Source organism: Paraburkholderia sp. SECH4, assembly GCF_030511745.1.
Classification (GTDB): Bacteria; Pseudomonadota; Gammaproteobacteria; order Burkholderiales; family Burkholderiaceae; genus Paraburkholderia; species Paraburkholderia madseniana.
Window position 1 is genome coordinate 55,236 of record NZ_JALOCP010000016.1, and the last position, 26,975, is coordinate 82,210.

Here is a 26,975-nt window from a genome sequence, read left to right on the forward strand (position 1 = left end):
CGCTATCAGGCGCCGCTCGTGTGAGGCGAAACACTGATGGATTTCGCCGCCGCCAGTGCCATGCCATGGACGCAGATGCTCGACGCGCCTGCGCCGCCGCAGCGCGTGCCGTTCTATCGGATGGTCTGCGAATTCAACCTGCGTCCGGACACCTATCTACACGTCACGCGCGTGCCCGATGCATGGCCGGCCGCGTATCGCCAACTGACGGCGTTCGGCGTTGCCGGGCGCCGGCTGATCGCGCGGCATCTGCTCGACGCGGCCGGCGTGGCCGGGCACTACGACTTCAACGTGGCGAGCCCGGTGGCGCGGCTTGCGCTGTTGCCGGGCGCGGCGCTCGAACAACTGGCCGCCTACGCGGGCTTGCTGCTGCATCGTGCGTGGTTGCGCGAGGCGCTGAGCGTGCGCCGCGTGCGTGCCGAGGTGGCGGCGCGATTCGGTGCGGACGCGCTCGACCTGACGCTCGAACGCGCACCCGCGTTCGATGCGCTCGGCGAAACGCTCGAACCCTGGCGCGCCGACCCCGCCGCGCTGCCGCCGACGATCCGCGCGCGCGGCGGTCGCCTGCTCGCCGATTTCATTGCCGCGGCAGGCGTGCCGGTAGACGCCCGGGCGCGCCTGAAATTCAATCGTGCGATCGACAGCCAGGCGCCGTATCTGCTGAATCACGCGCAGCGCGACATGGTCGGCGAACTGGTGTTTCTGTTCCTGATTCCCGAGAGGCTTAACGCATGGGACTGGCTTTTCTGATTACGAGCGACAACCTGCAATTGTTGTCCGAGCGCAAGGTGCTGAAAGAGCGCGAATACGCGACGCTCCTCGATGCGTCCGCGGTCATCGCCACGGCGCGCACGGAGGCCGAGCGCATCGTCGCGGCTGCGCAGCGCGAATATGAAGCGCGGCAGGCCGCCGGCTATGAGGAAGGCGTGCGCCGCGCGCAGAAGGCGTCCGCGGCGCAGTCGTATAGCCAGGCGCTCGCCGCCGCGCAGACCATGGAATCCATGAAAGACGCGATGGCCGAGATCGTCGTGAAGGCGGTGCGCGCGATCGTCGGCGAGATGCCGGTGGCGCGCCTCCATGCGGCGGCGCTCGAACGGATCGCGCCGCTGGTGCGCGACGAGCCGTTTCTGATCGTGCATGTGGCGCCCGGCCGCCACGACGAGATGGAAGAAGCGCTGGCGAGCGCCTTTGCCGGCCACGAGCGCACGCAGAAAATCCGCATTGTCGAAGACAAGGATCTGGCGAGCGCGGCGTGCATGGTCGAAACGCCCTCCGGACGTATCGACGCGAGCCTCGAATTGCAGATCGATGCGCTACGCCAGGCGATTCGCCGCGAGCCGCTCGGGGGCGCCGCGCGATGAGCGAATTCCGCTTCGGCGCTGCGCCACGGCCGGACGTCGATGACCCCGTCGACGAAGCCGACCCGTCGGCAGGCGGCGAAGCGCTCGATCGCGGCCGGTTGGTCGGCGAGCTGGATGCGGGGCTCGCGTTTTTCTCGCCGGTTTCGGTGCAAGGGCGGGTGAATCACGCGGTCGGGCAGATTCTGAACGCGACCGGCATCCGCGCGCGGCTCGGTGAAATTTGCGAGCTGCGCACGCCGAACCAGCCGACCTTGCTCGCCGAGGTGGTCGGCTTCTCCAGGCAGACGACTTTGCTCACGCCGCTTGGCGAGGTGGCCGGTTTGTCGCCCGAGACAACGGTCGTGCCGTCCGGCCGCGAGCATGTGTTCGCGGTGGGCCGGGGGCTGTTCGGGCGCGTGCTCGACGGGCTCGGCCAGCCGCTCGACGGCCGCGGACCCGTGGCCGGCGCCGTCTGGGTATCGACGCAGCAGAATCCGCCGAATCCGCTCGCGCGGCAGATGATCGACACGCCGTTCGCGACCGGCGTGCGCGTGATCGACGGCCTGATGACGCTCGGCGTCGGCCAGCGGGTCGGCATCTTCGCGCCGTCCGGTGTCGGCAAGAGCACGCTCCTGGGGATGATCGCGCGGGGCGCGCAAGCGGACGTGAACGTGATCGCGCTGGTCGGCGAGCGCGGGCGGGAGGTGCGCGAATTCATCGAACACAGCCTTTCGTCGGAGGTGCGCGCGCGCTCGATCGTCGTCGTGTCGACTTCCGACCGGCCCGCGATGGAACGTGTCAAGTCGGCGCTTGTCGCCACCGCGATCGCCGAGTACTTTCGCGACGAGGGCCAGCGCGTGCTGCTGCTCGTCGATTCGCTCACGCGCTTTGCGCGCGCGCAGCGCGAAGTCGGCCTCGCGTCCGGCGAGCCGCCGACGCGGCGCAGTTTTCCGCCCTCCACCTTCGCCGTGTTGCCGCGTCTGCTCGAGCGTGCGGGGCAGGGCGAGCGCGGCTCGATCACGGCGCTGTATACGGTGCTTGTCGAAGGCGACGAGGAGTCCGATCCGATCGCCGAGGAAGTGCGCTCGATCCTCGACGGTCATATCGTGCTGTCGCGCAAGATCGCGCTCGCCAACCGCTATCCGGCGATCGACGTGCTTGCGAGCCTGTCGCGCGTGATGCCGCTCGTCGCGTCGCGCGCGCATCAGATGGGCGCGGCGCGTGTGCGCGAACTGCTCGCGAAATATCAGGAGATCGAACTGCTCGTGCAGATCGGCGAATACCGCGAAGGCAGCGACCGTCTAGGCGATCTGGCGTTGCGCGCGCGCGACCTGCTCGGCGCGTTCTGCATGCAGACGGGGAGCGAGGACATCCGTTTCGAGGAGACCCTCGCGAGGCTCATCAAACTGGCGAACGACCATGCCTGACGACCAGGAAATCCTGACCACGCTCGCGCGGCTGCGCCGGGTGCGCGAAATGCGCAGCCAGCTTGCGCGCGTCGCGGCGGCCAGGCAGCAGGGCATCGCGGCAGAGAGCCGGCGCGCGCTCGTACAGGCGCAAGACGGCCTGACTCGGCAAATCGAGGAGAAGGCCGCGATCCAGCAGCGGCTCGCGGCTGTCGGCGCGCGCGAAGCGTCGGCGCGCACCTTGCAGGATGCGGCTGTCGATGCGCGGTCGGCGAACGTGCAGATCGGCGCGGCCAACCGCTCGCTCGCCGACGCGAGGACACATCACGACGGCAACGAAGTGCAGCTCGCGCAACTGCAGCATGCGGCGCGCCGCGCGAAAGCCGCTGAGGACAAGCTGGAGAAAGCCGGCGAGCGCCATACGCGCTCGCTTGCTGCGCGCACCGAACAGCTCGCGGACGAAGTCGCCGACGGCTTCGCGGTGCGCCGCTTCGGCGCGCAGCACGCGCTCGAGCAGGACGAAGCAGAGGCCAACGACAACGGCGCCCCCGCTCCCTATCCGCGCCCGGGTGGCCGATGCTAGCGCAGGTGCAGGATTTCAACGATATCGCCGGCAGCCTGCGGCCGCTCATGTACGTGATGCCGCGTCTCTTGCCGATCATGCTGATCGTGCCCGTGTTCAACGAGGAGATCGTGACGGGCCTCGTGCGCAACGGCCTTGCGGTCGTGATCGCCGCGTTCGTCGCGCCGGCGATCGACGCGGCACAGATTGTCAGCATGCCGTTCCTGCTGTGGTGCATGCTCGTCGCCAAGGAGGCGGTGGTCGGCGTGCTGCTCGCGGGCGCATTCAGCGCCGTGCTGTTCGCGATCCAGAGCGTCGGCTACCTGATCGACTTCCAGACGGGTAGCGGCAACGCTTCGTTCTTCGATCCAATGGGCGGCCATGAGGGGGGACCCACGTCGGGTTTTCTGAACTTCGTCGCGCTGACGCTGTTCGTGACGGCGGGCGGGCTGCAGTCGCTCGTGCGGCTGTTCGCGCAGTCGTATGTGTGGTGGCCGATCGGCGCACTCGGACCGGACTGGTCTGCTGTGTTGTCCACCTTCGTGGTGCGTCAGACCGACGCCATCTTTACGTGGCTGGTGAAGCTCGCCGCGCCGATCGTGATCGTGCTGGTGCTGGTCGAATTCGGTATCGGTCTGATTGGGCGCGCGGTGCCGCAACTGAACGTGTTCGTGTTTTCGCAGCCGTTGAAGAGCACGCTGGCCTTCCTGATGATGGTGCTGTTCCTGCCGCTCGTGTACACCTCGCTGCATGGCCTGCTGAGTCCGGAGAACGGCATGCTCGAACTGCTGCAGAGCTTGATGGCCAATCCGCACTGAGCACGCGATGGCGGAAAAGACCCAGCAGCCCACCGCGAAGCGCCAGCGCGAAGCCCGCGAACGCGGCGACGTGCCGAAGAGCGCCGAGACGATTTCGACCGCGATGTTCATCGGCGTGGGCGCGGCGGTGGCGGGAGGCTTAGGCGATCTGTTCGGGCGCGTGCAGCGCCTCTTTGCGCTCGTTTTCGACGCGGTGGGGGCGCCCGATCCGGGCGTGCGGATGGTGGCGCTCGGCCACGCGGCGGCGCGCGACTGGATGATCGCCTCGATCGAGATCGTGCTCGCGGGCGTGCTGCTCGCGGTCCTCGCGGGCCTCGTGCAAGTGGGCGGCGTGATGGCGTGGAGCAAGCTCGTGCCGTCGCTTGGGCGGCTCAATCCTGCCGAAGGCCTCAAGAACATGTGGTCGATGCGCAATCTCGTCAACCTGGCGAAGATGGCGGTGAAGACCCTGCTGCTTGGCGCGACGCTCGGCTGGCTGATCTATGCGTCGCTCGATCCGGCCGTGCAGTCGGGCTTCACGCGGCCGCTGTCGATCCTCGTACTCGTCATGCACCTGCTGTTGCTGCTGCTCGGCTGGGCGGCGCTGATCTACATCGTGATGGCGCTGATCGACATCGTGCACCAGCGGCACGAGCACAACCAGAAGATGAAGATGTCGATCGAGGAAGTGCGGCGCGAATACAAGGAAGAAGAGGGCGACCCGCACGTGCAGGCGATGCGCCGGCAACTCGCGCGCGAGGTGCAGTTGCGCTCGCTCGGCGACCGGATCGAGTATGCGGCGGTGGTGGTGTATTCGTCGCGCGTCGCGGTTGCGCTTTACTACTCGGGACTCGGCACGTTGCCCTGGGTGCTCGCGCGCGGCGAAGGCGAGGTCGCCGAGCGCATCGTGAAGCTCGCGCACGCGGCGCTGCGCCCGACGCTTGCCAATGTCGGGCTGGCGCATGCGTTGTATGAATCGACGCCGGAGAACGGCACGATTGCGCAGCGCCATTTCGATGAAGTGGCGCGGCTATTGAAGTGGGCGCGCGGGGCGGGATGAAAGGGCGCGCCGTGCGGCGGGCGACTGAAGCTTCGTCTGCGCCGTCCCTTGCACCCCTCACCCGATCACGATCTGCTGCCCCGGGTACACGAGATTCGCATCACCTCCGGCCAACTGTGGATTGAGCTGGAAAATCTCCTGTAATGCGCGCGCGTCCTGCTCGCCTTCCGACATTCCTTGCTGATCGGCCGCGGACACGTGCGCGGCGTTGAGTAGCGTTTTGCGGTTATGGTCGGCGATCACCCATAACGAATCGCCCTCGGCAACGAGATAGCGCTGGACGGTGGGTGTCGGTTGCGGCGTCTGTACGGGTTGCCCCGGCTGGCTCGGTGAGGGTGATGCACCGGGCGTCGCCGGGGTTGAGGGCGACGCTGATGGAGCTGGCGACGCACTCGCGCCCGTGGTCGGGCTCGCGCTGACGCCGGGCGAGGGACTTGCGCTCGCGCTCGGGCTCGGTGTGTTCGTCGACGCAGGCGGTTGAGGGCCCGTGTTGCCGCTGCCGCTGCTATTACTGCCATTCATGAAGAGCGGCGCGATCTGATTGCCGATGAAGATCCCGATGGGCAGGAGTGCGAGCCAGATCGGCACCTTGCTGACCTTCGGCGTGGCGTTTGGAAAGCGGGCATTGAGCCAGCCCGCCGACAGAATCAGCGACGACGCGGCCGCCGTGCCGCCTGCGAACCAGTGGTTCTCGATCAGTTGCGAGGTCGCGCCGAGGAGGCCGCCGGAGGCCGTGAACGCGTCGCTGGCGGAGTCGGCGAAGCGCGCAACGCGGCTGCGCTGGTCGACGTTCACGCCCTGGCGGCGACCCAGCAGGACCATGCCCGTATACGTGCCTGACAGCAAAACGCCGGCGGTCGGCAGCACGGTCAGCCACGGGTCGTTGCCGGCGAGCGCATGGATATCCATCGCCAGCGTGCCGGTGTAGCCCGCCAGCGCCGAGATGCGCGCGGCGGTGCCGAGCCAGTGCCGCGGATTGCCCTGGTGGATCTGTTTCAGCGCCGTGCCGGTGAAGGCGCCTTGCATCTGCCCGAGCATGTCGCCCACGATAATCTGCGTCTGCTCGACCGCGTCGGTATAGCTCAAGCCATGTTCCTTGTGCAGCCAGCGGATGCGCGCGACGTTGGCTTTGCCTTCGTCGGCCAGCAGTTGCAACTGGGCGCTGCGCTTGCTCGTCCGGTCGTAATTCGGCAACTGGCTCGACAGGCGTTCGACCAGCGTATCGGCCACCTTGTCGAAGACGCGCGGATCGCCGTTTTGCAGGCTTCTGACGGAGGCCTGGTGCGCCGCCTGGAACATGCGGGCGATCCGCGTCGCGGTCAGCAGATGCGGCGTGGCGGTCTTCAGGTTGGCAAGGCCAAGCGTATCGAACAGGTTGAACTGGTTGGTGCCGAGCACGGTCGCGACGCCGCCCAGCCCGACGATCGTCGCGCCGGTCAGGAACCGCGTGCGCCAGTTTTTCTCGATCGGCGCGAGGTGCAGCGCGGTGAGTTCGGCGAGCGCCTGTTCGTCCTTCGCAATCTCGTCCTGACCCAGTTGCGCGGCGGTCTCGCGGCTCTCGCTGACAGCTTTCTTTGCGTCGTTCTTCAACGCCGGATCGCTGACGATTTGGGCCCACGGGGTGAGCTTCCCGGGGGCGGATGGCAGCGTGCGGTTGCCGGGATTCTGCAGATGGCTGCCGACGTCGGTCATCCAGCGCCGTGCGTAGGCCTGCGCCTTCCCGTTGCCCGACGGGTTCCAATGGCGCTGTGCGTAGGTCGTCTCGGCGAGTCTGGCCTGGTTGACGAAGTCGGTCGTATTGCGCTGATAGATACGTTCACGGATGCGGGCAATCGCAGCGGGCGGCAAACCGTCTTCACGGCCCACCCGATCGAGTTCGATGAGCAACGGCCGCTGCTGCTCGACAAGGAGCGACGCGGCGGGGCGATCGAACACGCGGGTCAGCGCATCGTCGCCGTGAATCCGTGCGAGCTTCTCCGGCTGCCCCGCATACTTGACGATCAGACGGGCGAGCGCGGTGGTCAGCTCTTCATTGGCGATCGAATCGGAGCCGTGCGTACCGTACCCAAGACCCATATGCACCCAGTTCAGCGTCTGACGATCGAGTACCGCTTCCACCAGTTTCGCGTGACCGCCGCCCGGCACCGATTCCAGCACCGTATCCCAGCCGTGGAAGGTGACCATCACCTGGGGGGCGCGCGTGCCGGCATTGCGCTTCGCCCAGTCTTCGAGCAGGGAGAAGGTGCGGACGTAGTCGTGGTAGCTGTCGTTGGTGCCGGCCTGGATCGCCTTGTCGTGCGCCGAGACCAGATGACGCGACGGCGCCGTTTCGAGACGCAGCGCGAAGCCGGCCTCCCGCGCCGCATCGAGCCAGGCGAAGAGCGTTTTCTCGTTGAGATGGTCGAGCGGCAGAACCTCATTGTTGGCGCCGCGGATCACGCCGTTTTCATAGTCGACAGTCGCCCCTTTCAACGCACCGAGCCTTTTGACCGCCGCGACGAACTGGGGATCATGCTTCTTGCCCTGCGCCGCGTTCAGCGTATTCGGATCGACCACGAGCGTGACGACGGGCATCGCCCCGCCGGTGCGCTTGACTCTCTCGACAGCCTGCTCGGGATTGTCGAGCAGCGTAAACGCCCGTCCCATCGGCGCGACGCGATCCTGAACCGCAGGGTCCGCGGCGAGAAAGTGCCGTATGAGTTTCGTATCGCTGACCGTCGCCACGCTCAGACGTCTGCCCGCGCGCACGTAGTTGCGAAGCAGCCTGGCTTGCCAACCGGTTGCCGTGTCCAGAAGCCTGGCAGCGCGCCTCGTCGGCAGCGCCGAAAACTGCGACAAGCCGTTGGGCGAGTCGTCGCGTGCGACGTGCAGCGGCAGGTGAAGTGCTTTCCACTGGGTCGCGTCGGCCACCACGACGTCGGGCACCCGGTCGACTGCGGCATCGGTGAGTTCGACTGGCGTAGCGGAGGCGTTGCGCTTGCGGCTCGCATATTCCTTGAGGGCCGCGAGCTGCGGGAACAGCCACGATTCCTTGATCTTGCCGTAGCGTGCGATCAATTCGGTGACCGTCGCGCTCGAGAGTGCCGGCTGGTACGGCTTGATCTCGATATCGGTGGTCCTCCTGCGCGCGCCGAGCAGACCGGTGCCCTTGTTGACTTTGGCATGCGCTTCCAGTGCCTTGGGGTCGAGCTCGGTCAACAGGAACTGCATGTTGGCGCCGTGCGGACCGCGGCCGATCGGCGATTCGTCGATCGATACTCCGGGCGCGTTCGCGTCGTGATGCTTCCAGTCGCCGAACCAGCGCAGTTCCTTGCCGCGCATTTCGAGGCGGCCGCGCGCATTGTTCGTCATGTGTGCGATGTCGCCTTCACTGTCGTACACATAGATATGGTGCTTGCCCTCTTTGATCGCGCCGAGTTCCGAGGCTCGCAGCAAATGCACGAAGTTGATGCCGCGAAAATTGACCGCGTGGAGGGGCTGTTCCGGCAGCAGGTTTGGCGCGATGCCTCGCGTTACCGGGCTCACTTTCCGTGCGGCCGCTTCCGTTCGGTGCGCCGCGCGCTGAGCTTCGCGCAGTCGCGCGAGCGCGTGCAGTCCGGCCCGGCCTTTGTAGATGCCGAGCAACGTCAGATCGGCGCCGCTGCGGTGCGGATCCCTGGCTGGCTTTTCCGCCTTGCGCGCGGCGCGCTTCGATAGCATCGGGTCGAAGCCGCCGAACGCCTCGACCGTTTCGGGCGACTGGTCGCTAATCACGAAGCGCACACCTTTTCGCGACGTCCACGGCATCGGCACGCGGCCCGCGTGCTCGCGGAACGCGCTCTTCAGCTTCGCCGGCGCGACACGGGTTCCGGCAACCGGTGCATTCTCCGTGTATTGCCAGGCGTCGTCGATTTTGCGCGCGTGGCCTAACGGGACACCGGTCTTCGCATCGACCGCATAGATCGTGTCGGTATCGTGGACGGCATGGTTTGCGGCCTGCCTGGCGCTGGCGAAATGCTGGACGCCAGCCAGCTTGCCGATGGTTTCCTCGACTTGCTGGCTGACGCTTGTCGCGGCGACCGGCAGCTTCTCCGTCTCCGGCACGCCCGTTTCGGCGATCTCGGCTGCGCCGCCGAACGCGTTCAGCGTCTCGAGCGGCACCGGTGAGATATAGAAATCGAGCTTGCCGCGCGCCTTGACGCTCTTGTTCGACGTGTCCAGGTGGCTGAGGGCGCGCTTCACCACCGGCGGCAACTTGCCGCCGGGCGCTGTTGGGTGGATTTCGCCGGGTACGCCGGGTACGCCGTGTTCGTCGAGCTGCGTGTGCGCGATGAACGTCGGCTGCTCGCCGGCGCGGCGTGCGCTGCGCTCCGCGATCAGCACATGGGCGCCGGGGCCTGCTTCTACCGCGAGGTCCGCGAGGTTCGACACGCGTGCACCTTCCACCCGCTGCAGCTTGCGCAACCCGCGTGCGTCGAGCCACCGCGCCGCGCGTTCCGCGGGCGCCGAGCCGCCCGGCACAGCCGGTGGGTTCGGCGTGGTCGGAGCAGGCATCTCAATGCCGTCCGCGGTGTGCCAGCGCATCCGCTGCTTCGCCCATGCCGCTTCGTAGTGTTGCCGATACGTACGGTTGCCTTTGAGCGAAGTCGGCGCATCGGCGAAGGCGGCAGCGAGCCGTTCGAGCGAGGCGGGGTCGTCGGCGCGGGCGCGGCCGGCTTCACGTTCGATTGCATCCGGCAGGCGGACGTGTTCAGCAATATCGATCTCTTGGGCCGCCTTGATTTCGTCGCGCACCCGGAAGGCGACCGCCTGCGCGCGCGCCTCGGCCTCGAGCGCGCTCTCGACGAACGCCTCTTTGCCGCTGCCGTCGAGTCCGAGTGTGCCGTTGACGGCATCGACCGCGTGACCGACCTCGTGCGCGAGCGAATAGACAATGCTGCCGGTGCGACGCAGGCCGCCGTCGATCACGATCTGCTTCCTGCGCTCGTTGATCTTGCTGCCGCCGCCTACGTGGCCCATCTTGACCTGCCAGCCATGATCGCTCAGCAGGCGCATGTGTTCGGAAAGCAGGCTCGAGTGCTGCGCGAGCGCACTGACGTCGCCTGAAACCGGCACGCCCCGAAAGAGCATCAGGATGCGCGTTATCAGCGACGGGCGGGGGGCATAGTCGCCGCCCGGGCCGAGGTCTTCGGTCATTGCCGGGTGCGCGAGTTCGATGTCGCCTCTCTTGAGCCCTTGCAACAGTTTCTTGAGCAACCTGTCGGCGCGGTCGAGCGACTCGCGATAGCCGTCGCTTCCAGCGACGACCTTGCCCGGATCGCTCAGGTAGAAATGTCCGTTCTCGGTAAAGAGCCCTTGCAGGTCGAGTCTGAGTTTTTCCCGTTCGACGGTTGCGCGGATCTGCGTGAGATGATCGATCGTAGCCTGCGTGACGCGCTTGGGCAGCGTGCCGTTTTCGATCACTTCGAAACTATCGAGTACCGCGCGCGGCCGGTAGAGCACGGCGAGGCGGTTGGCGACCGAAAATGGCCCTAGCATCGCCACCGTGCGCAGGCCGAGTTTGCGCAGCATGACGAGGCCGTCCCACTCGTTGCGCGCGGCTTCCAGGTTGGCGCGCCGTGTGAAAGGCGCTTTGTCGTACAGCCCGACGACCGTGTCGACGCTCAGTTCGTACACGGCTTTTTCGCTGCCGATTCCGAGCATCGCGCCCAGGTAGCGCTCCACGTCGATGCGTTTCGTCGGGTCGTCCGCCGCGTGCACGCCCTGGCGATCGACGGCGAGCCGCCCCAGGTCGGGCAGCGCGTATGGCGCGGGATCGTAGCGGCGCATCGCGTCGGCGTGGAGAAGCGTGCCGTCCGCCTGAACCGCTTCGGTGTGCGGGGCGTAGATCGGCATCTGCCAGATGTTCGCCATTTCGGCGGCGCTTCGCACGTCGGCGTAGCGGGCTGAGAGAATCCAGCCGAAATCGACGTCGCGCGGGGTCTCGCGCGTATCGAGCAGGTAGTCGTGGGTGGGCACCGGCTGGCCGCCGAGCATCAGTCTGCCGTCGGGGGAGCCCTCCGCGTGCAGGACGATGAGTTGATGACCGGGGACGAGCGTGGTGGCGCCCATGCGCCGGCCGAGCGAGGCGGCATCGGGGGCTTGGCCGCCCGCGAACGGCGACTCCGGTCGCGCGTGGGCGAGGCTGTAGGCGACGCGTTCATCGAAGCTCGACGGCAAGCGTTCCGAGCTATCGGCGGGCACGGGGGGCGTGCCGGCGTGGCGCACGCCGGCAGCGAGCCATGTGCGCACCGGCGTCGGGTTGGTGTCGGGGGCGCGCTCCAGACGTTTGTTCAGCTTGTCCTGATCGGGCTCGAAAGACGCGTCGACCTCGGTCGGGATGTTGCGCTCGCGCGCTTCGGCCAATTCGGCGACGGTCACGTCGCCGCCGCCGAACGCGTAGTAGATGCCGTTGTCCTGCGCGATCGAAAGCATGTACGAGCGGCCGTCGGGCGCCATCACCTGCCAGTTTTCATGCGGGTCCGGCACGTAGATGACCTGGTCGCAATACGGCGAGGCGCCGAATTCGCGTGCCGCTTCCGAGACGATGCCGGCCGTCGCCAGGCCGTGGCTCTTCGCGACTTCGTACGCAACGCCTATGCCGTCACTCGTTGCGCCCGCAACCACCAGCAGGTTCTCCGCGCCGTGCGCGGCCACTTCAGCGTTCAGCGTCGACGCGATGTGCGCCTTGAGCGCATCGACGTCCCGGTAGCCGAGCCCGGAATAGCCGCCGAATACGACCACGCGCTTGCCCTCCGCAAGGGTCTCCACCTGATCGAGGACAGTGTCAACCGGCCGCACGGACGGCGTCGCGGCGGGCGTGGGCTGCGGCTCGGGACTTTCGGCTGCGCCCATGATGCGCCGGATGATTGCCGGCTCACCCGTCTCGGGATCGTGCAGGAGTTCGAAGGGTTGCCGGCTGTCGGGCTGACCGGGCATGCGAATATCGGCGAGCCGCGTTGGCCGTGCGCCTCTCGCTCCGCCGTACACGCGCACATCGACTGCGTGGCCGTCCACCGTTGTCAGCCTGACCGTTCGCTCGTCCACGGCATGGGCGTCGACGGAAACGTAGTCGGCTGGCGCAAGATTGCGCGCGGGATTGCTCGGGTCCACGCCGAACTGCGCTAGCCGCTGCCCAGTACGTGCGCGCAGATAGGCGGTTGCGTCGAAATTCGGGCCCGCTTCGTTCTGCCGGGCGCGCGTATCGCGCAGCGCGAGCCAGATCGCTTCGGCTCGTTGCTCACCGAAACTGAAGTCGTCCTGTACTTCGGATACGTCGACGCCACGCGCACTCGCGATGGCTTCGCGAGCCTTCGTTTTCATGTCTGCGCTGACTTCGGCGGCGGTCGAAACACCGCGCAGCGCGCCCTCCGTCATATGCGGCACGTCGCTGCGGAAGTGGTCCGGATGAGCTTGCTGATACGCTGCAAGTGCGTCGACAACCGGTTGACGGTCGTGCGCGTCCGTGATGTAGACGACGATATTTTCCGAGCGTCCGGGCGCCGATTTCGGGCCCGCGATCTTCGCGCTATAGACGCCCGGAAAATCTTCCGGGCGGTCCATGATGTCCTTGACCAGGAATCGCATCACGTCGGGTGCGTGTTCCGGCGTAGCGTTGATGTACACGCGCTCCTGAACATCGTCGTATTCCGGACCGACGCCTTCGGGCGGCATGAAGTGGTAGTAGCCTCCGCCGAAACCGGGATTTTCCGCGAGGAAATCCGCGATGGAGTCATGAATTCCCGCGTTGGTCTGCACGGCTTCTACCGATCCGTCGGGTCGGTCCCCGACCAGTTGCCGGAGCTGATCGAGATATCGGCCTTGCTGGTTGGCACTCAGCGAGAACCGGGCAGCCTCTTGCGCAGGGACTTTGTTGTAGAGCCCGTAAACATCGTCTGCCGACCCGACACCCTGCGCCAGCGCCTGTTCGAGCAGTTTGCGGAGACCGTCATGCGCATTCGCTGGCTCGGCGTGCACGTCACCGCTAAAGCGCAAATAGCCGGCCTCGGGATCGAGCGAACCTGGGTCGTTGGACAGGTTGCCCAGATCGACCGTCGAGCCATCGCCCGTGACGAACTCCGTGCGCACATTCACGAAGCCGGCTGCTTCGAGTTCACGCGCTGTCGCGTCGATCGCCGCGCGGGGATCCGGCTCCTCGAGCAAGCCGCTCGGGCGCTCGAGAGTCACTCTACCGCCAGGACGCATCACGCGTGCGACGTCACCCAGCACGCCGGGCCGGTTCGTCAACGCGTCGGCGAAGCCGGGTCTTAGCGTGACCGACTCGTAGGTGTTCTCCGGAGTCGATGAGAAATCGAACGCGGGATGGCCGACCGAAAGCTTGCGCACGCCATGCTCTGCAAGCGGCGGCGCGCTCGTGATCCTGTCTGCTGGATGGATGACCTTCGGTATCCCCGTCAGATCGTCGTGCGTCTCGCTGGCGTAGAGGGGCGGCTGATCGAGGGCCGGGGAGGATCTGGGCACGCCGCCCGCGTCGCTAGCTCCGGCGGCGCCCTGTGTCTGGCCGTCAGGGTGGGGCATGCCATCCGGGCTCGCCATCGCGCTCGGCGTGTGGGTCTTCTGGCGCGCCCATACTTCGTCGTAGAACGTCTGATAGGTCTGGCCGCCCTTGACGGAAACCGGCGCCTCCGCAAAGGCTTCGGACAGGCGCTGCGTGAGTTCGGCGCGATCGCCCGTCGCCCAGTTGCCATATTCCCGTTCGATCGCCTCAGGCAGGCTCGTGCGCGCGGCGATATCGACGCCGCTCGCAAGCGAGATCTGGTAGCGTGCCTCGAAGGCATTCAATTGCGCGCGGGCTTCCGCCTGCAGCGCACTGCGCGTGAAGCGGCCCTGTCCGCCGTAGTCGAGGCCGAGCGTGCCGGTCGCCGCTTCTACCGCGTGCCGGGCTTCATGCGCGAGCACATAGGTCATGCTGCCGGCGTCGCGCAATCCGCCGTCGATCGTCACGGTTTTCGTCTTCGTACTGATCCGGCTGCCGCTGCCCGGCTTGCCGCGGACAACCTTCCAGCCCTTGCTGTCGAGCATTCGCAACTGGTTCGACAGCGTGCTCGACTGGGACACGAGAGCGCTCACTTCGTCAGGCAGTGGCGCGCCGAAGAGACGCATCCGAATGCGGTCGATGAGCCCTGGCTTGCTGCTGTACGGGCCTTTTTCGGCCATCGCCGGATGCGGCATGTCGAGCGGTGCGCCGTCGACCAGAATCTTGCGTTCGGCAATGCCGCGTGCGATCGCGTTGATCTGCTCGTCGATCTTTTGCAGCACCGCGTCGTGATATTCGTCGGCCCCGTATTCGATCCGGTTCGGATCGCTCAAATAGAAATGGCCGTCGCGGTAGATACCCTGGAAGTCGAACGCGAGCTTCTCTTGCGTGACGATCCTGCGGATCGTATCGAACTGATCCAGCGTTGTGCGGCGGATGTTCGCAGGCAGCTTGCCGGCCGCGACTTCGCGACTGGTGAACTGGTTGCGCAGATGCGCGTAAGCGGCCTCCACCTCGTGGCTGTGCACTTCGCCGCGCGGCTGGTACAGCACCGCGACGCGGTTGGCCACGCTGAACACGCCGTCCATGGTCAGTGTCCTGAGCCCCAGGAAGCGGAGCCTCTCAAGGCTCTCGAATTCGGTCGTTGCCGCTTGCACATGATCCGCTGCGGTCGTCCCCCCTTGCGAATACACGCCGACCACCGCGTTCGCGCCCAGTTCGAAGCCGCCTTTCTGGACACCGAAGCCGATCAGCGCGCCCAGGTGCTCGGCGAGGTCGACGGGGCCGTGGGCCTCGCCGTCGAAGAAGATGCCGTTGGTGTTGGCGGTCAGCGGGCCGAGGTCGCGCAACTGATACGGCGCGGGGTCGATGCGCAGGTAACCATTTGTTGCGCGCAATTGGCCGTCGCTGCCGATCGCGCCCTCAGGCGCGACGAAAATCGATTTCTGCCAGACGTTGGCGAGCTCCGGCGCGAATTTCAGTTCCGCGTTTGCCACCGACAGGATGACTGGCTCGCGCATCTCGTACGGCTCGGGAAACGTATAGCGTGAGCGCACCGTGAACTCATGGCCCGAGAGCACCGGCCCATCGCCGATGTGAAGCTCGCCTTGGGTTGTGCCGGAGCCGCGCACCACGTAGAGATTCTGCCCTTCGTACTGATGCAGCGAGACCGGGCCCATCTGCACCGAGTGGTCGGGGTGCTTGCCGGAGAGCAGCGAGCCCTCGAACGGTGAGTCCTCCTGCGCGTTCTCGCGCGACCAGTCGGTGCGCTCCCGGAACGTAGCCGGCAAGCGCGCTTCGGTGGCGTCGGGAGCGGGCATCGTGCGGGCGTTCTGGCTTGCCCAGACCTCATCGTAAAACGCTTGGTAGGTCTTGCCTTCCTGGATGGAAACCGGCGCCTCGGCAAAGGCCGCGGACAGGCGCTGCGCGAGCACGGTGCGATTGCCCGCATGCCAGTTGCTGTATTCGCGTTCGATGGACTCGGGCAAGCCCGCATGTTCGCCGATGTCGCCACCGCCCGAGAGCGAGATTTCGTAGCGTGACTCGAAGGCGTTCAACTGCGCGCGCGCTTCTGCTTCCAGCGCGCTGCGGGTGAATTGCCGCTTGCCGCTGTAGTCGAGGCCGAGCGTGCCGGTTGCGGCTTCAACCGCGTGCTGGGTTTCATGCGCGAGCACATAGGTCGCAGCGCCAGGATCGCGCACGCGGCCGTCGATCGTCACGCGGCGCCGCTTCGTGTCGATCCGGCTGCCGCTGCCGGGCTTGCCGCGCCGCACTTTCCAGCCGTTCTCATTGAGCAGGCGCAGTTGTTGTGAGAGCGTGCCCGATTGCTGGGCAAGCGCGCTCACCTCGTTGGGCAGCGGCGCGCCGCCCATGCGCATCTGGATGCGTTCGATCAGTCGGGGCTTTGGCGCGTCCGGGGCGCCGGCATCGCCGGCCATGGCGGGGTGCGGCATCTGAAGGCCGGCGCGCGACCCCGCGCCCGCGGCGACGAGCGTGCCGGTGTGGCGCTCGGCTTCGGATGTCGCGGCGTTCCCAGGCTCGCTCGACACGCCGGGCGCCGCGAGGTTCGTTTCGTTCGGCGCGACCTCGTCAGCGAGGCTTAGGCCCTGCGCTTCCAAGGCGGTTTCGCGGTTGACGCGTATTTCGTTGGGTACCGTCAGGCGCGCGACAATCCGGTTGGACGGGCTCAGCAAGCCGTTCGCCGTCCGCGTTTGCAATGACAGGAGGCGCCATTGCTCAAGGCTGTTGAATTCGGCCTGCGTCGCCGGTCCACGCTGCTGGACCTTAGGGGCGGACGCCTTGGAGACCATGAAGCTTGCGGTGGATGCCGGCTTGATGACGGCGCCTATCTGCACCGTGTAACCGGCCAGTTCGCCGACATGATCGGAGAGATCGATCGGTCCCGACGCATTGGGCGCGCTGCCGGAGAGCGCTTTGCTGTTTGCAACCGGCGGCTCCGCTTCTGCGGAACTGGAGAGATTGCGCGGCGGCACGGCGGCAGTGCGAGGCGCGCTTTCCGGCATGCCCGCCGCACGAACGACATAGATACTGTGACTGCTGTCAAAGGGCAGAGCGGTCGGATCTGCTTGCGGCGGCTCGCCCGTGGGTATGCTGTCAATCAGGCTGCGCTGAACGGGCATGGGTTCGTCCGCGTTCAGCACGGACGCTACGATGCGCGCCTTGAAGCTGACCGGTGACGCTTCGCTGGGCGCACCGGCGCCGGCGCTGCTGTGCGGGTCGACGACACGGCGAAACTGCACTTGCTGTTGATCGCTGCGACGCTGGTCGGCACGGGTGTCGTCGTTACGGGTGATCGCGCTTTCCTGTTGCTGCTCGAGAATCTGCGCTGAGCCCTGATTCACGCGGCTCTCTACGGTCTGCGCAGTGGTCGCGGTTTCGGCTGCGGTGGTGGCGGAAGCCTCGATCGCCTGCGTGTCGGATGTGCTGTTGCCGCCGTTCTGGGTTGGGTTCGAACTCTGACTAGCGTTCTGATTCTGGTTTTGCCTGGATGCGGGCGGCTTGGGAGCGGGCGCGCTCGGCAGCAGGGTATTTTTCGTGCTGGCGAGCGAGAGCTTGTCGGAGAGGGTAAGCGAGCCGTCGGTGCCGAACGTGATCTTCTCCCCCGTCGCCTCGGTCTTCGATGGGCCGAAGCGGTTGTAGGTGTATTTCGATATGTTGCCGTCCTGGTCGACAAATAAAGTGTCCTGCTTGACCTGGTCCGGATTGCCCGGGCTGCGCACACGCACCGGCATCCCGTCATAGGAGATCGCCTTGTGGCCGACCATCAACGTGCCGTCTCGGGCAACGCCGACGGTCCGTCCGTCAAGGGTCGCAGCCGTGCGATCGAGCGTCAGGTAGTTGTGCGCCGCAATGGCCTTGGGACCTGCATACACTCCAAGTTTCTGTCCGTCCACCCTGACGGCGCCCCCATCGCCTTTCAGCCCGTACGGCACGTTGCGGCGGATGAGGCCCTGCGACCATCCCTCCAGCTTTTCATGGCCCTTGAGCAAGACGACGTTTTCCAGGACCGACCCGACGTCACCGGCGACGCGGTCAGTGTGACCGGTCACCGCATCGGTGATGGTCTGGCGGCCGGCGTCGATTGCGCCTCCCCATGCGGACACCTTGGCAGCCCCTTCGGCGAGCTTCGCGATCCTGCTCCCTTCCGCGAGAACCTTGATCCCCTTCGCCGCGCCCGCCGCGCCGAGCGGCAGCAGGTTGATGTAGTCCGAGCGCGCGCCTGGATCGGTGATGCTCATGCTCTGGTCGTGCTGGGCGCGTTGGTAGAGGTCATTTCCCGCGTTCAAGGCGGAGGCGCCCACTGATCCCCAGATCATGCCTGTCCCGACGACATCGAGCGTGACGCCCAGCGGCGCGAGCACGACGGACGCGTCCAGCAGCCCGCCGACGAGGTCGAGCGCCATCCCTCCGGCGAGTGTCAGGAGGTTCAGATTGCTGGCGCCGAGCTTCTCCAGCCAACCCTCGTGATGGGCCTCGCTTTGTTTTATCTGCAGCACGCCGTTCGCGTCGTAACCGGTCGCGATATCGAGCGTGCCGCTTGCCGACAGATGGTTGTTGTCGACGTAGTCGTTGGTGCTCGTGTACTTCGCGCCTTCCTGGTCGATGTAATACGTGGAGCCACTCGGGTTGGTCACCTTGAAGAGCGAGGTCGTTGCCATCCCGCTGTCTTGCGACGCATAGACGACTGGCATCACGCTAACCTGGGCATTCGCGCCGCCGACCTTCATGATTTCATCGCGCACCTTGTTGATCGCCGAAAGTGCGTCGCCACTGTAGTGGAGCGTCTTGTCGATCGGTGCCGGGCTGTTGGGGTCACTGGACTGCGCGCTGTTGTCCACAGGTGGCCCGTCCGGCTGCAGGCCGAGCGCGGTGCCGATCAGGTTGCGCTGCTGGTCTGCGGTGAGCGGGTTCGCACCTGTGTCGCCGAAGCTGGCGGATTGTCCTTTCAGCGTGCTCTGACTGACCGAGTCGAGCAGCGATTGGGACATGTCGCTGCGATGCTGCTCGTAGAAGTCGTGGATTCTCTTCTGATAATCGGCCTGGTCGCTTTCCGACTTGGGGTTCAGCAGATTGTCCGGCAGGCTGGCCCGAAACTGATCCATCAACACTTGTTGATGCATCAGTTCCGAGGTGATCTTCGCTTGCCCGAGCACGGTATCCGCTTGGGTGGAGGCGTTTTGAGCATCCGCAAGCGCCTGCCCATAGGGATTGACGGGAGTTCCCGGGCGGGGCGGCCGGTCGGTGTTGTCGGACTGCGTCGTGCGGCCGTGCTGCTGGTTCCAGTCGTCGTACTGGCCCTGGACCAGCGAGAGCGAGAACTTCTTGCTGTCAGAGTCCGATTGCGCGGCGCTGACCGCGTTCTGTGCGGACCGCTCGTTGACGGAATCGGCCAGCCGGCCGTCCGCCGCGCGCAACGCCGACACGACGGACTGCATCGTTTTCGGATCGACATTGAGCGGATTGTTTGCCGTCTTGTCGGTGATGGCCTGCGTGGTGTCGGCATACTGAAGCGCGAGCGAACCGCCGAACGTCGCGACGAAGTTGTCGTGTGCGAGTTGCGCCTGTTGTTGCGCCGTGCTGAGATCGGCGCCTGCCTCTGACTTGAGGTACCTGCCTTGCACACTGCTGACAGCGGCGCGCGCGGTGTCGACATTGCCGTCGGCGACCAGCATCTGCAGGTAACTGCCGCTTGTCGCCGCGGCGGCCTGCGCGTGAGTCAGCGCGCTCTGATCATATTCGAATATGTGTTCGCTCGCGATGACCGGGCCGCCGAATTTGCCGGTGTCGCCATCGCTCGCCGCTTGTGCGTTCGCGAGCGTGAGCGCGTCGGCCGCTGCGTTGGTCCATGCGTTCGCGAGATTGGCGACCTTCGCGACGTCGTTCACGTTCGCGCTGGGCTGCTGCTGATCGTCGAGCGCTGCCGGCGCATTCAGTTGCAGGCCGAGTGGCGCGAGTGCGTCATTCAACCGGCCGACGCCGGCAACCATGGCGTCCTTGTAATCCGGGTTCGATGCATACGACTGGAGCTGCGCATAGGCGAGATTTGAATTCGCTATGTCCGCGCTGCTTGCGCTCAGGGCGGCGGTCTCCTTGGCGTCGGCGATCTGCCATGCGTCGTAGGCAGCCTGGGCGGCGGGCTTGTCGGCTGCGGTCTTGATGTCTTGCGGGTTGGGAACGTAGTTATCGTTGGTGCTCGTTCCGGGAATGAGTGCCTTCAGCGCTTTCAGCTTGTCGGCGACATCGCCTTTCGCTGCGTCGGCCGTCGCCTGATCGGCGTCGGCCTGCTTTCCGTACGCAAGCATGTAGCCCGCATCGGCTGTCACGTTCAGCTCGCGCTGAGCCTTTTGCGTCGCGTCGCGGGCGCTCGTGTAGTCGGCTTCCGCCTGTTTCAGGTCGGCGGACGTCGTCTCCGGGTCGTGATGCATCATCATCAGCACGCCTTGCTTCGCTTTCTCGTTCGCGAACGCATTGTCGTACTGGGTCTGCGCGCCCTGTATGGCCTGCTGGGCGGCCTTGGTCTGATCGTCGTCGACGGTGATGTCGGGCGGCTTTGGGCGGTACTGGTCAGCGAGGCTCTGGATCAGATTGCTGGCGGCGCTGATTTCCTCGTTAGTCGGCTGGTTCGGGTCGACGTTCGGGCCGGCCGGTACCGGGATCGGCGCTACGACCGGGTTTTGCGAGCCGCTGCTGTTGTTCGCGGGGGGCACCGGTTGCGGCTTGTCGAGTGTGTCGAGTGTGTCGAGCGCGTTGGCGAGGAAGTTCTGCCAGTTCGCGCCCATACCGATGCCGTCTATGTACAACATAAAAGCCTCCGATCGACCATGTGCCACCGCGCGACGCATACAGGCGTGCGCGTCCAGGCGCCGCGCGTGCAGTGCTCATTCGAGTGTAAGGAGGCGCCACGCGGCCGGCCGTATCGTGTTTCGTAGCGTGATGCGGGGTGCGGGCGGCGCAGTGAGCCCGATTTACGAAATGTGCCGAATTGCCGGCAAGATAGCCGCCGGCGTGTGGGAGACCGCGGCTGTCAGCGCGCGTCGAGGCAACGCACGCACATCGCCCGCGCTTGCACGACGGACAGGCCGCGGCAGGTCATCACGACCGGTGCGCGGGAACGGCAGGTGGAGGTGCTGTTGCGGTTCGTGCGCAAGCCGTTTTCGCCGGCGGGACGTTGCGCTGTGTTTTGCATTGCAAGCGGCGCGCTTCGCAGGCCCGGGCTACGCGGCGCAGCGGGAGCGTCCCGCACCACGGGTATCGGTTGAACGGCGCCGCCCTCTGATTGGACCCGTGCGTTCGAGACGACGCGGCTCACGTAACCCGTTTCGAACCCGGTCGTGAAATTGCCGCTGTAGTAACACGACAGCGCCGCGCGCAGCGCATGCTGCGGGTTCGGCGTCGTTCCACGCGAGCGGGCAAAGCATTCGGTGAGGACGGCGGCGCCGGCGCGCAGATTGCGACATGGCTCGAAGATCGACTCGACGGTCTCGCCCGCGCGCGCGAAATTGCGGTTGTTCACTTGCGTGAGACCGACGCTGTAGCTAAAGCCTTGCGCATCGAGTTCGCGTGCGGTGGCGAGCGCCACGGCGAGCGTCGCCGGCTGGCGCTGCAGATGCCCGCCCACGACGCCGATCGCATACGGATTGAAGCCCGATTCGGTGCGCACGAGCGCGGCAAGCGTTTCACGATCGACGTTCGGCGCACATTCGCGGGCGAGGGTCGAGAATGTGTCGCCGGCGTTGGTCACGCTCTGCGCGGGCGCGGAACCCGCGGCGGCCAGCGCGCACAGGAGGGCGAGCAGCGCGTGCGACAGCCATGCGCCGGGCGCCGTGTTCATCCCGCCACCCGATACGACAACACCAGACCGTGCACCAGCAGCGACCAGCCGTCGAGCGCGACGAACAGCAGCAGCTTGAACGGCACGGAGATCGTGGTCGGCGAGATCATCTGCATGCCGAGTGCGAGCAGGATGTTGGCGACCAGCAGATCGACGACGATGAATACGATGTAGATCACGAAGCCAATCTGGAATGCCTTCGTCAATTCGGCGAGCGTGAAGCTCGGCACGAGCACCAGCAGATCGTCGTCTTTCAGGCCGTCGGCGCGGTTTTTCGGCCAGACGCTCGTCGCCGTCTTGACGAAGAACTCGCGGTCGCGCAGCCGCGTGTGCGAGACGAGGAAGTCCTTGATCGGCGGCAGCGCGGAATCGGCCAGCGTCGTCACGTCGGCGACCGACAGTTGCCCCGACGCATCGAAATGCTGCTGTTGCAGACCGTCGCGGATCGTCATGCCGACGGGCGCCATGATGAAGAGCGAGAGGATCAACGCGATGCCGTTGAGCACCATGTTCGGCGGCACCTGCTGGATGCCGAGCGCGGAGCGCAACAGTCCGAGCACGACGACGAGCTTGGTGTAACTCGTCACCATCAGTGCCGCGAACGGCGCAATGCCGAGCGCGGCGATGACCGCGACCAGCGCGACGGGATTTGGCAGATTGCCCATCGCCTAGCGCTCGCGTGCGTTGTGCGGCGCCGGCGGATTGATCGCGGTGACCCGCACGCCGAGCTTCTGCCCGACCGCGATCAGGGTGCCCGTGCCGATCAGCATGCCGTTCGCGACAAGATGGATGACGCTCTGGTTGATGCCCTGTTCCATCTCGATCACGGCGCCGGGCTGCAGCGCGCCGAGTTCCGCGAGCGGCATCGAGCGGGACGGCAGCTCGAAGCCCAGGTCGATGGCGAGCGTGTCGAGCTGGCGCGCGCCGGCTTGCTGAGGCGCGTCGTCGGCCGCATCGGCCGCCGACGTGGCCGATGCGGGCGAGCTGTCAGGCGATTGTGACTGTTCCAACGGCATCTCCTTGATTCGTTCGACGACGATTCGGTTGCCTGTCGGGCGCCCCTCGATTTCCCATCCGGGTGTACCAGGTACGCGCGCCGAGCAGAGCAGGTTCTGACCTTTCGCGCGCCATCGCTCGATCGCGATGATGTCGCCGCGCACGACGTCCGAGAGTTCCGCCACCGTCAGTTCGGTGCGGCCGATTTCAAACGTGAGCGGCACCGGCAGTTGCGCGAAGATCATACTCGCGCCGGCGGCCGGCGCCGGTGCGCCGCCGAAAAACACGCCGAGCGCATCCGGCGTGTCGAACGTGAGGGCGCCGTGACAGCGCCAGCCGTCTTGCGCGCGGCTCAACTCGAAGCAGAGCGCGGCCGGGTCCGTACGCCAGCCGCGCGCGGCAAACGGTTCGGACTCGTGGCCGGCGGCCGCAGCGGGCGCGTTAAAGGGCTGGCCGACGGGCGGTGGCAGTAGTTCGACGTGCTGCCGCGTGAGTGCCTGCAAGCCTGCGATCATGCCGGCGCACAGGTCCGCCAGCAGCGCGCAGCGCAGCACGGGGGGCACGGCTTCGTGCGCGGCGTCGCCAAGCCATGTGTGTTCCGCGAGCGTGTCGATCCATAGCGTGCCGTGCGCCGGCCCGACAGCAAAACGATACGCGCGCGCGTCGTCAGCGGGCGCGGCATGTGCGCGCCATGCGAGCTGATACGGCGTCGTGCCGATCGTCACAGCAAGCGGCGCTTGCGCGGTGTAAGCGCGCGTGAGCCCACGTGCCGCCGCCGCGGCGAGGCGCGGCAGGAGAGGCGAAGCGTCGAGCGCGGAGGGTGTCGCGAGTCCGGCGGGCGGCATGACCGCGTCGCGTCGCATCAGCGAACCCATTCACCAGGGGTGGTCGGCTCACCGGAAAGACCGCGTGCGCGCGGCAGGATCGAGTTGTTCATCGCGGAAGCCGGCGGAAGGAGAACGGATCGTCAGTAGCGGATCAGCAGGTTCGACAGTCGATTGTATTGACCGTGCATGGCGTCTGCGGCGCGGCAATTCGTAGTTTCAGGACACTGCGGTGCGCGGGTGTGGATTGTGTCTACGAAGCGCCGCGCGTTCGGCAGTGCGCCGATTCTCCAGTTCGTGGCGGTGGGCCCGCGGTGGCGTTTTTTTGGGGAGCGTTCGACTAGTCCTGAGTGGCCACATCGGTAGCGTCGGCCTGTACCAGTGCGCGCACGAGCAGATACACGGCTGGCAAGTTGTCGTCGTCACGCCGCCAGTCGACGGGTTCGTCGAGATCCATCCCGGACAAACGACTGTCCTCAAACCGGACAAACGTCGAGCGCACTGTCTCGTTGTGTCTCGCCAGGATATAAAAACAGCACTGTGCATTTATACAGTATTTGATCGGGATGCAAGTCAATCGTCGGATGTCGTCTCGGGCGCGGGCACCGCGGAGCCGGCGGCGGAGCAGCCGATGCCGGGACAGGAGGCAATCGCTCGGGCGCCGGATCGTGTGTGTGAGAGCGCACTTAACTTTGGCGGGGAACGGCGCTTACTGGGCGCGTTAGTACTGTCTGAGAAAACGAGCATGCCATTCGGTAATCCAACCCTGACGCGAGACGTTAACCGCTATCAGCGCTTAGAACAATGAAACCTGTCATTTTCAATGGGCATTTTGGCTGGCTGCATCCGGCCGACGGTAACAAGGGTGTGGTGCTTTGTAACCCCTTCGGGCACGAGGCAATGTGGCTGCATCAAGCGCTGCGCGAACTCGCGCAGCGTCTGGCCGCACGCGGCGTTCCGGTTTTGCGTTTCGATTATCGGGGGACAGGCGATTCCATTGATGGCGAAGGTCTGGTGTGTCCCACCGATTGGGCGGACGAAGTTATCGAGGCAATCGACTATTTGAGCAGCATCACCGGCATAGAGCGGGTTTCCCTCGCGGGGTTTCGCTTGGGCGCAACGGTCGCTGCATGGGCGGCGCGCAAGCGCGAAATCGAATCGATCGCCATGCTCGCACCGGTTCGGTCGACGCGTCTTTTTTGGCGCGAAATGAACATCCTGAATCAGACCTGGAGACAGACCGCAGGTGTTGGCGCAGACCATGAGCAGACGCAGCCTGGGGCGCGGGACATCCTGGGCCATAGGGTCAGTGTGCAGGCGCTTGAAACAATCGGCGACCTCGACCTGTGCAACGAGCCACAGGTACCCGCGCAGCGGATCCTGATCGCTCACAGCGGCCAGCGCGACGGCAGTCACCAACTCATTGCCCACTATGAACGCAACGGCGCCTGCGTGGAGTCTGTAGCCTTCGAGAACTACACACAGGTACTCCAGACCGCATGGCTGACCGAGCTCCCGGAATCACTGTTGAACAGGGTGGCGGACTGGCTGTCGGAGGGGGGTGAGCGGTGCGTCCGGGCGCCGGCAGTGTCGGTTGATGCGAGCCCGGTTCTCGTCAGCACATCCGCCATGGAATACCCGGTGCACGTGGCGGGCGGGCGTGTTTTCTGCATCCTGTGTGAACCTGCCATGCGGCGCACAGCGCGTGAGCACACGCCCGTGCTTCTAATCGCCAATACGGCCGCCACGCATCACGTCGGCGACGGACGTTTTGGTGTGGAGCTCGGACGGGAACTCGCGAAGCGCGGTTTCGCGTCGCTGCGAATCGACGCCGAAGGGCTTGGCGACAGTTGTTCTGCGGCACACACCGGCGGTCCTGGCCAAACGGTTCTCGATGCGATGGGGGGGGATCTGTCCCGCGCGGCGGATTGGCTTGCCGGACGCGGTTACCGAGACGTCGTAGTGTTCGGCATCTGCGCGGGGGCATACGCGGCGCTGCAGGCGACGAGACTGAACCGCGCGGTGCGTGGACTCATTATGGTCAATCCGGTTGCCTTTGTCCTGCCGGACGGATGCACGATGCAAGGCGCGGCCGAGCGTAGGCCGGGGTCGCCGCGAGTCTATCTGCGCTCCATGATGCGCGCCGGGAAGTGGCTCGAGGTGATCCGCGGCCACGCGCGGCTTGGACCCGCCCTGCGCACGATGTGGCGACACGCAATTGCGTATGTACAGGACATGGTGGCGGCCTGGAGTGGCGAAGTGCTGTGCCCGGCGACGGAAAGCCACGAGGTCCGCAAACTGTTTCAGCGACTGGACGCGGACGGTGTTCACATTCGCCTGCTCTTTAGCCCGCGGGACCATAGCCTCGGCGAACTTCATATGCACTTTGGTGTGAATGGTCGCCGTTTGAAAAAGCTCTCGCGTGCGCATGCACTCATTGTTCGCACCATGGATCATGAGGTGCTGAGTCGAATTGCACGGGAAGATGTGATAGCCGTATGTGAGGAGCTGCTACGCGCAGTATTCCATAGCGCCGCCACAGACGACAAAGTCTCCCCTGCAACGAAAGCGGTCGGCGCCGCAGTTGCATCGCGCCCAGCTCATGCCGGCATCGGCGCTGGAAAAAATAGAAGCGCGAGTCGCGAATCGGACGTCCCAGCAAGTTCTCCCCGGGCCAAAAACTCGGCATGACGCGACACAGTTCTGTCTAGCGCGGTTCAACCGCTTGCGCTTTGCTCCATTGCGTCACTTCGGACGCGTTGCTGTCGAGCCAGCTGGAAACGGGCACGACCTTGCCGTGACAAATCACGATGAGCGCCATAGCGACCGCGGCGAACGGCGTGGAGTCGTGCATCGAGAATTTCCCGACTGAAAAGGTGCGGACACGTGACTGAGCCATCAGGCTGCACGTCATGCCGGCGATAAGCGTGCCGAGCAGCCATCCGGTCACGACTTCGGCGGTTGAATGCAAGCCCATGAGGACCCGCGATACGCCGATCGCTAATGCGCAAGCGAGGCCGAAAAGATAAGCCAGCGCAATAGTGCGTGGTTTCGCCTGAGTCGCGCAGAGGCCAAAAGTCGTTGGATAGACCGCGCTGGCCAGCATGGAATGACCGCTGATGACCGCAAAGTTCAGCGCGGGTATTTCGACCCCCCAGGCTGCGTGGGCAATCCGGCTTGCTGCGACGGCCAATACTCCCAAACTAAAACAGCACGTCCAGGCAAGCAATGGTCGCCACGCCCGCGTCGCTGCAAGCCACAGCATGACGACACCCGCGAGGAGCGACGTCAGGTAAGGATCGCCGAAGTTGGTGACATAAGATAGCAGCCGCACAGTAACTCCTTATGTCAGACAGATCATTTGTCTAGTTAGAAACTAATTGCGCGATTTGGTGCGACCTGGCGCAATGGCATTCCGCGCAATCCGGCGCTACGCAAGCGGGTAAATGCTGCGCTCAGCGGCCACACTACCCAGAGCGTTCGCGCCTGTCACACGCCGTTCAATTTTTTTCCATATAACATGGCTGCGTGACTCGCAACGCGCGGCACGCAACCCACAGGGACCGACCCGCTATGTCGACTCGCTCGGTGCGCCTGGTCATCATTGCAGCGCTGCCAACTGC

12 protein-coding genes and 1 pseudogene are annotated in these 26,975 nt (G+C 65.7%); 7 read left to right on the forward strand and 6 right to left on the reverse strand.

Annotated elements, in window-relative coordinates; all coding sequences use genetic code 11:
- The first annotated feature begins 60 nt into the window (after positions 1-60).
- The 6 genes from M0D67_RS21590 to M0D67_RS21615 are packed head-to-tail and all read left to right on the forward strand — an operon-like array spanning position 61 to position 5,165.
- Positions 61-750, forward strand: a complete 690-nt coding sequence (locus M0D67_RS21590; protein WP_308112586.1) for a SctK family type III secretion system sorting platform protein — start codon at positions 61-63, stop codon at positions 748-750.
- Positions 732-1,361 carry a type III secretion system stator protein SctL gene (gene sctL, locus M0D67_RS21595; RefSeq protein ID WP_154559488.1) on the forward strand — a complete coding sequence of 210 codons (630 nt, stop codon included), beginning with the start codon at positions 732-734 and terminating at the stop codon, positions 1,359-1,361. Before M0D67_RS21590 ends, sctL begins: the two co-directional genes overlap by 19 nt.
- Positions 1,358-2,767, forward strand: a complete 1,410-nt coding sequence (locus M0D67_RS21600; protein ID WP_171926937.1) for a FliI/YscN family ATPase — start codon at positions 1,358-1,360, stop codon at positions 2,765-2,767. The genes sctL and M0D67_RS21600 overlap by 4 nt, the downstream gene beginning before the upstream one ends.
- The gene (locus tag M0D67_RS21605; protein ID WP_266239589.1) at positions 2,760-3,329 is read left to right on the forward strand and encodes a hypothetical protein; all 570 of its coding nucleotides are present in this window, start codon (positions 2,760-2,762) and stop codon (positions 3,327-3,329) included. The genes M0D67_RS21600 and M0D67_RS21605 overlap by 8 nt, the downstream gene beginning before the upstream one ends.
- Complete coding sequence (sctT, locus tag M0D67_RS21610; protein ID WP_266239590.1) at positions 3,323-4,126, forward strand: type III secretion system export apparatus subunit SctT; 804 nt, start codon at positions 3,323-3,325, stop codon at positions 4,124-4,126. Before M0D67_RS21605 ends, sctT begins: the two co-directional genes overlap by 7 nt.
- A gap of 7 nt (positions 4,127-4,133) precedes the next feature.
- Positions 4,134-5,165, forward strand: a complete 1,032-nt coding sequence (locus M0D67_RS21615; protein ID WP_266239591.1) for an EscU/YscU/HrcU family type III secretion system export apparatus switch protein — start codon at positions 4,134-4,136, stop codon at positions 5,163-5,165.
- Positions 5,166-5,222: 57 nt separating this feature from the next.
- On the opposite strand, the gene M0D67_RS21620 is transcribed toward M0D67_RS21615, so the two are convergent.
- From M0D67_RS21620 to M0D67_RS21640, 5 genes and pseudogenes are all read right to left on the reverse strand, one after another.
- On the reverse strand, positions 5,223-20,504 hold the full coding sequence (locus tag M0D67_RS21620) for an LWXIA domain-containing protein (protein WP_266239592.1): 15,282 nt from the start codon (positions 20,502-20,504) through the stop codon (positions 5,223-5,225).
- A gap of 221 nt (positions 20,505-20,725) precedes the next feature.
- Positions 20,726-21,532, reverse strand: coding sequence for a lytic transglycosylase domain-containing protein (locus tag M0D67_RS21625; protein WP_171926939.1), 807 nt, complete (start codon positions 21,530-21,532; stop codon positions 20,726-20,728).
- A complete protein-coding gene (gene sctR, locus M0D67_RS21630) occupies positions 21,529-22,197 on the reverse strand; it encodes a type III secretion system export apparatus subunit SctR (RefSeq protein WP_154559481.1) in 669 nt (222 codons plus the stop codon). Before sctR ends, M0D67_RS21625 begins: the two co-directional genes overlap by 4 nt.
- 3 nt (positions 22,198-22,200) lie before the next feature.
- Entirely contained in the window at positions 22,201-23,391 is a 1,191-nt protein-coding gene (sctQ, locus tag M0D67_RS21635; protein WP_266239593.1) for a type III secretion system cytoplasmic ring protein SctQ, read from the reverse strand.
- A 301-nt stretch (positions 23,392-23,692) separates the two neighbouring features.
- A pseudogene (locus M0D67_RS21640) lies at positions 23,693-23,872 on the reverse strand (DUF2471 family protein); the annotation flags it as partial.
- Between the two features lie 284 nt (positions 23,873-24,156).
- On the opposite strand from M0D67_RS21640, the gene M0D67_RS21645 reads away from it, so the two are divergent.
- Positions 24,157-26,043 carry an alpha/beta fold hydrolase gene (locus M0D67_RS21645; RefSeq protein ID WP_266239595.1) on the forward strand — a complete coding sequence of 629 codons (1,887 nt, stop codon included), beginning with the start codon at positions 24,157-24,159 and terminating at the stop codon, positions 26,041-26,043.
- Between the two features lie 16 nt (positions 26,044-26,059).
- On the opposite strand, the gene M0D67_RS21650 is transcribed toward M0D67_RS21645, so the two are convergent.
- On the reverse strand, positions 26,060-26,686 hold the full coding sequence (locus tag M0D67_RS21650) for a phosphatase PAP2 family protein (RefSeq protein ID WP_171926942.1): 627 nt from the start codon (positions 26,684-26,686) through the stop codon (positions 26,060-26,062).
- Positions 26,687-26,975: the final 289 nt, after the last annotated feature.

Bases quoted from the DNA above. Each gene is read 5' to 3' on its own strand.
- M0D67_RS21590 (WP_308112586.1), top strand. From the start codon at position 61: ATGCCATGGACGCAGATGCTCGACGCGCCTGCGCCGCCGCAGCGCGTG.
- sctL (WP_154559488.1), top strand. From the start codon at position 732: ATGGGACTGGCTTTTCTGATTACGAGCGACAACCTGCAATTGTTGTCC.
- M0D67_RS21600 (WP_171926937.1), top strand. From the start codon at position 1,358: ATGAGCGAATTCCGCTTCGGCGCTGCGCCACGGCCGGACGTCGATGAC.
- M0D67_RS21605 (WP_266239589.1), top strand. From the start codon at position 2,760: ATGCCTGACGACCAGGAAATCCTGACCACGCTCGCGCGGCTGCGCCGG.
- sctT (WP_266239590.1), top strand. From the start codon at position 3,323: ATGCTAGCGCAGGTGCAGGATTTCAACGATATCGCCGGCAGCCTGCGG.
- M0D67_RS21615 (WP_266239591.1), top strand. From the start codon at position 4,134: ATGGCGGAAAAGACCCAGCAGCCCACCGCGAAGCGCCAGCGCGAAGCC.
- M0D67_RS21620 (WP_266239592.1), bottom strand. From the start codon at position 20,504: ATGTTGTACATAGACGGCATCGGTATGGGCGCGAACTGGCAGAACTTC.
- M0D67_RS21625 (WP_171926939.1), bottom strand. From the start codon at position 21,532: ATGAACACGGCGCCCGGCGCATGGCTGTCGCACGCGCTGCTCGCCCTC.
- sctR (WP_154559481.1), bottom strand. From the start codon at position 22,197: ATGGGCAATCTGCCAAATCCCGTCGCGCTGGTCGCGGTCATCGCCGCG.
- sctQ (WP_266239593.1), bottom strand. From the start codon at position 23,391: ATGCGACGCGACGCGGTCATGCCGCCCGCCGGACTCGCGACACCCTCC.
- M0D67_RS21645 (WP_266239595.1), top strand. From the start codon at position 24,157: ATGAAACCTGTCATTTTCAATGGGCATTTTGGCTGGCTGCATCCGGCC.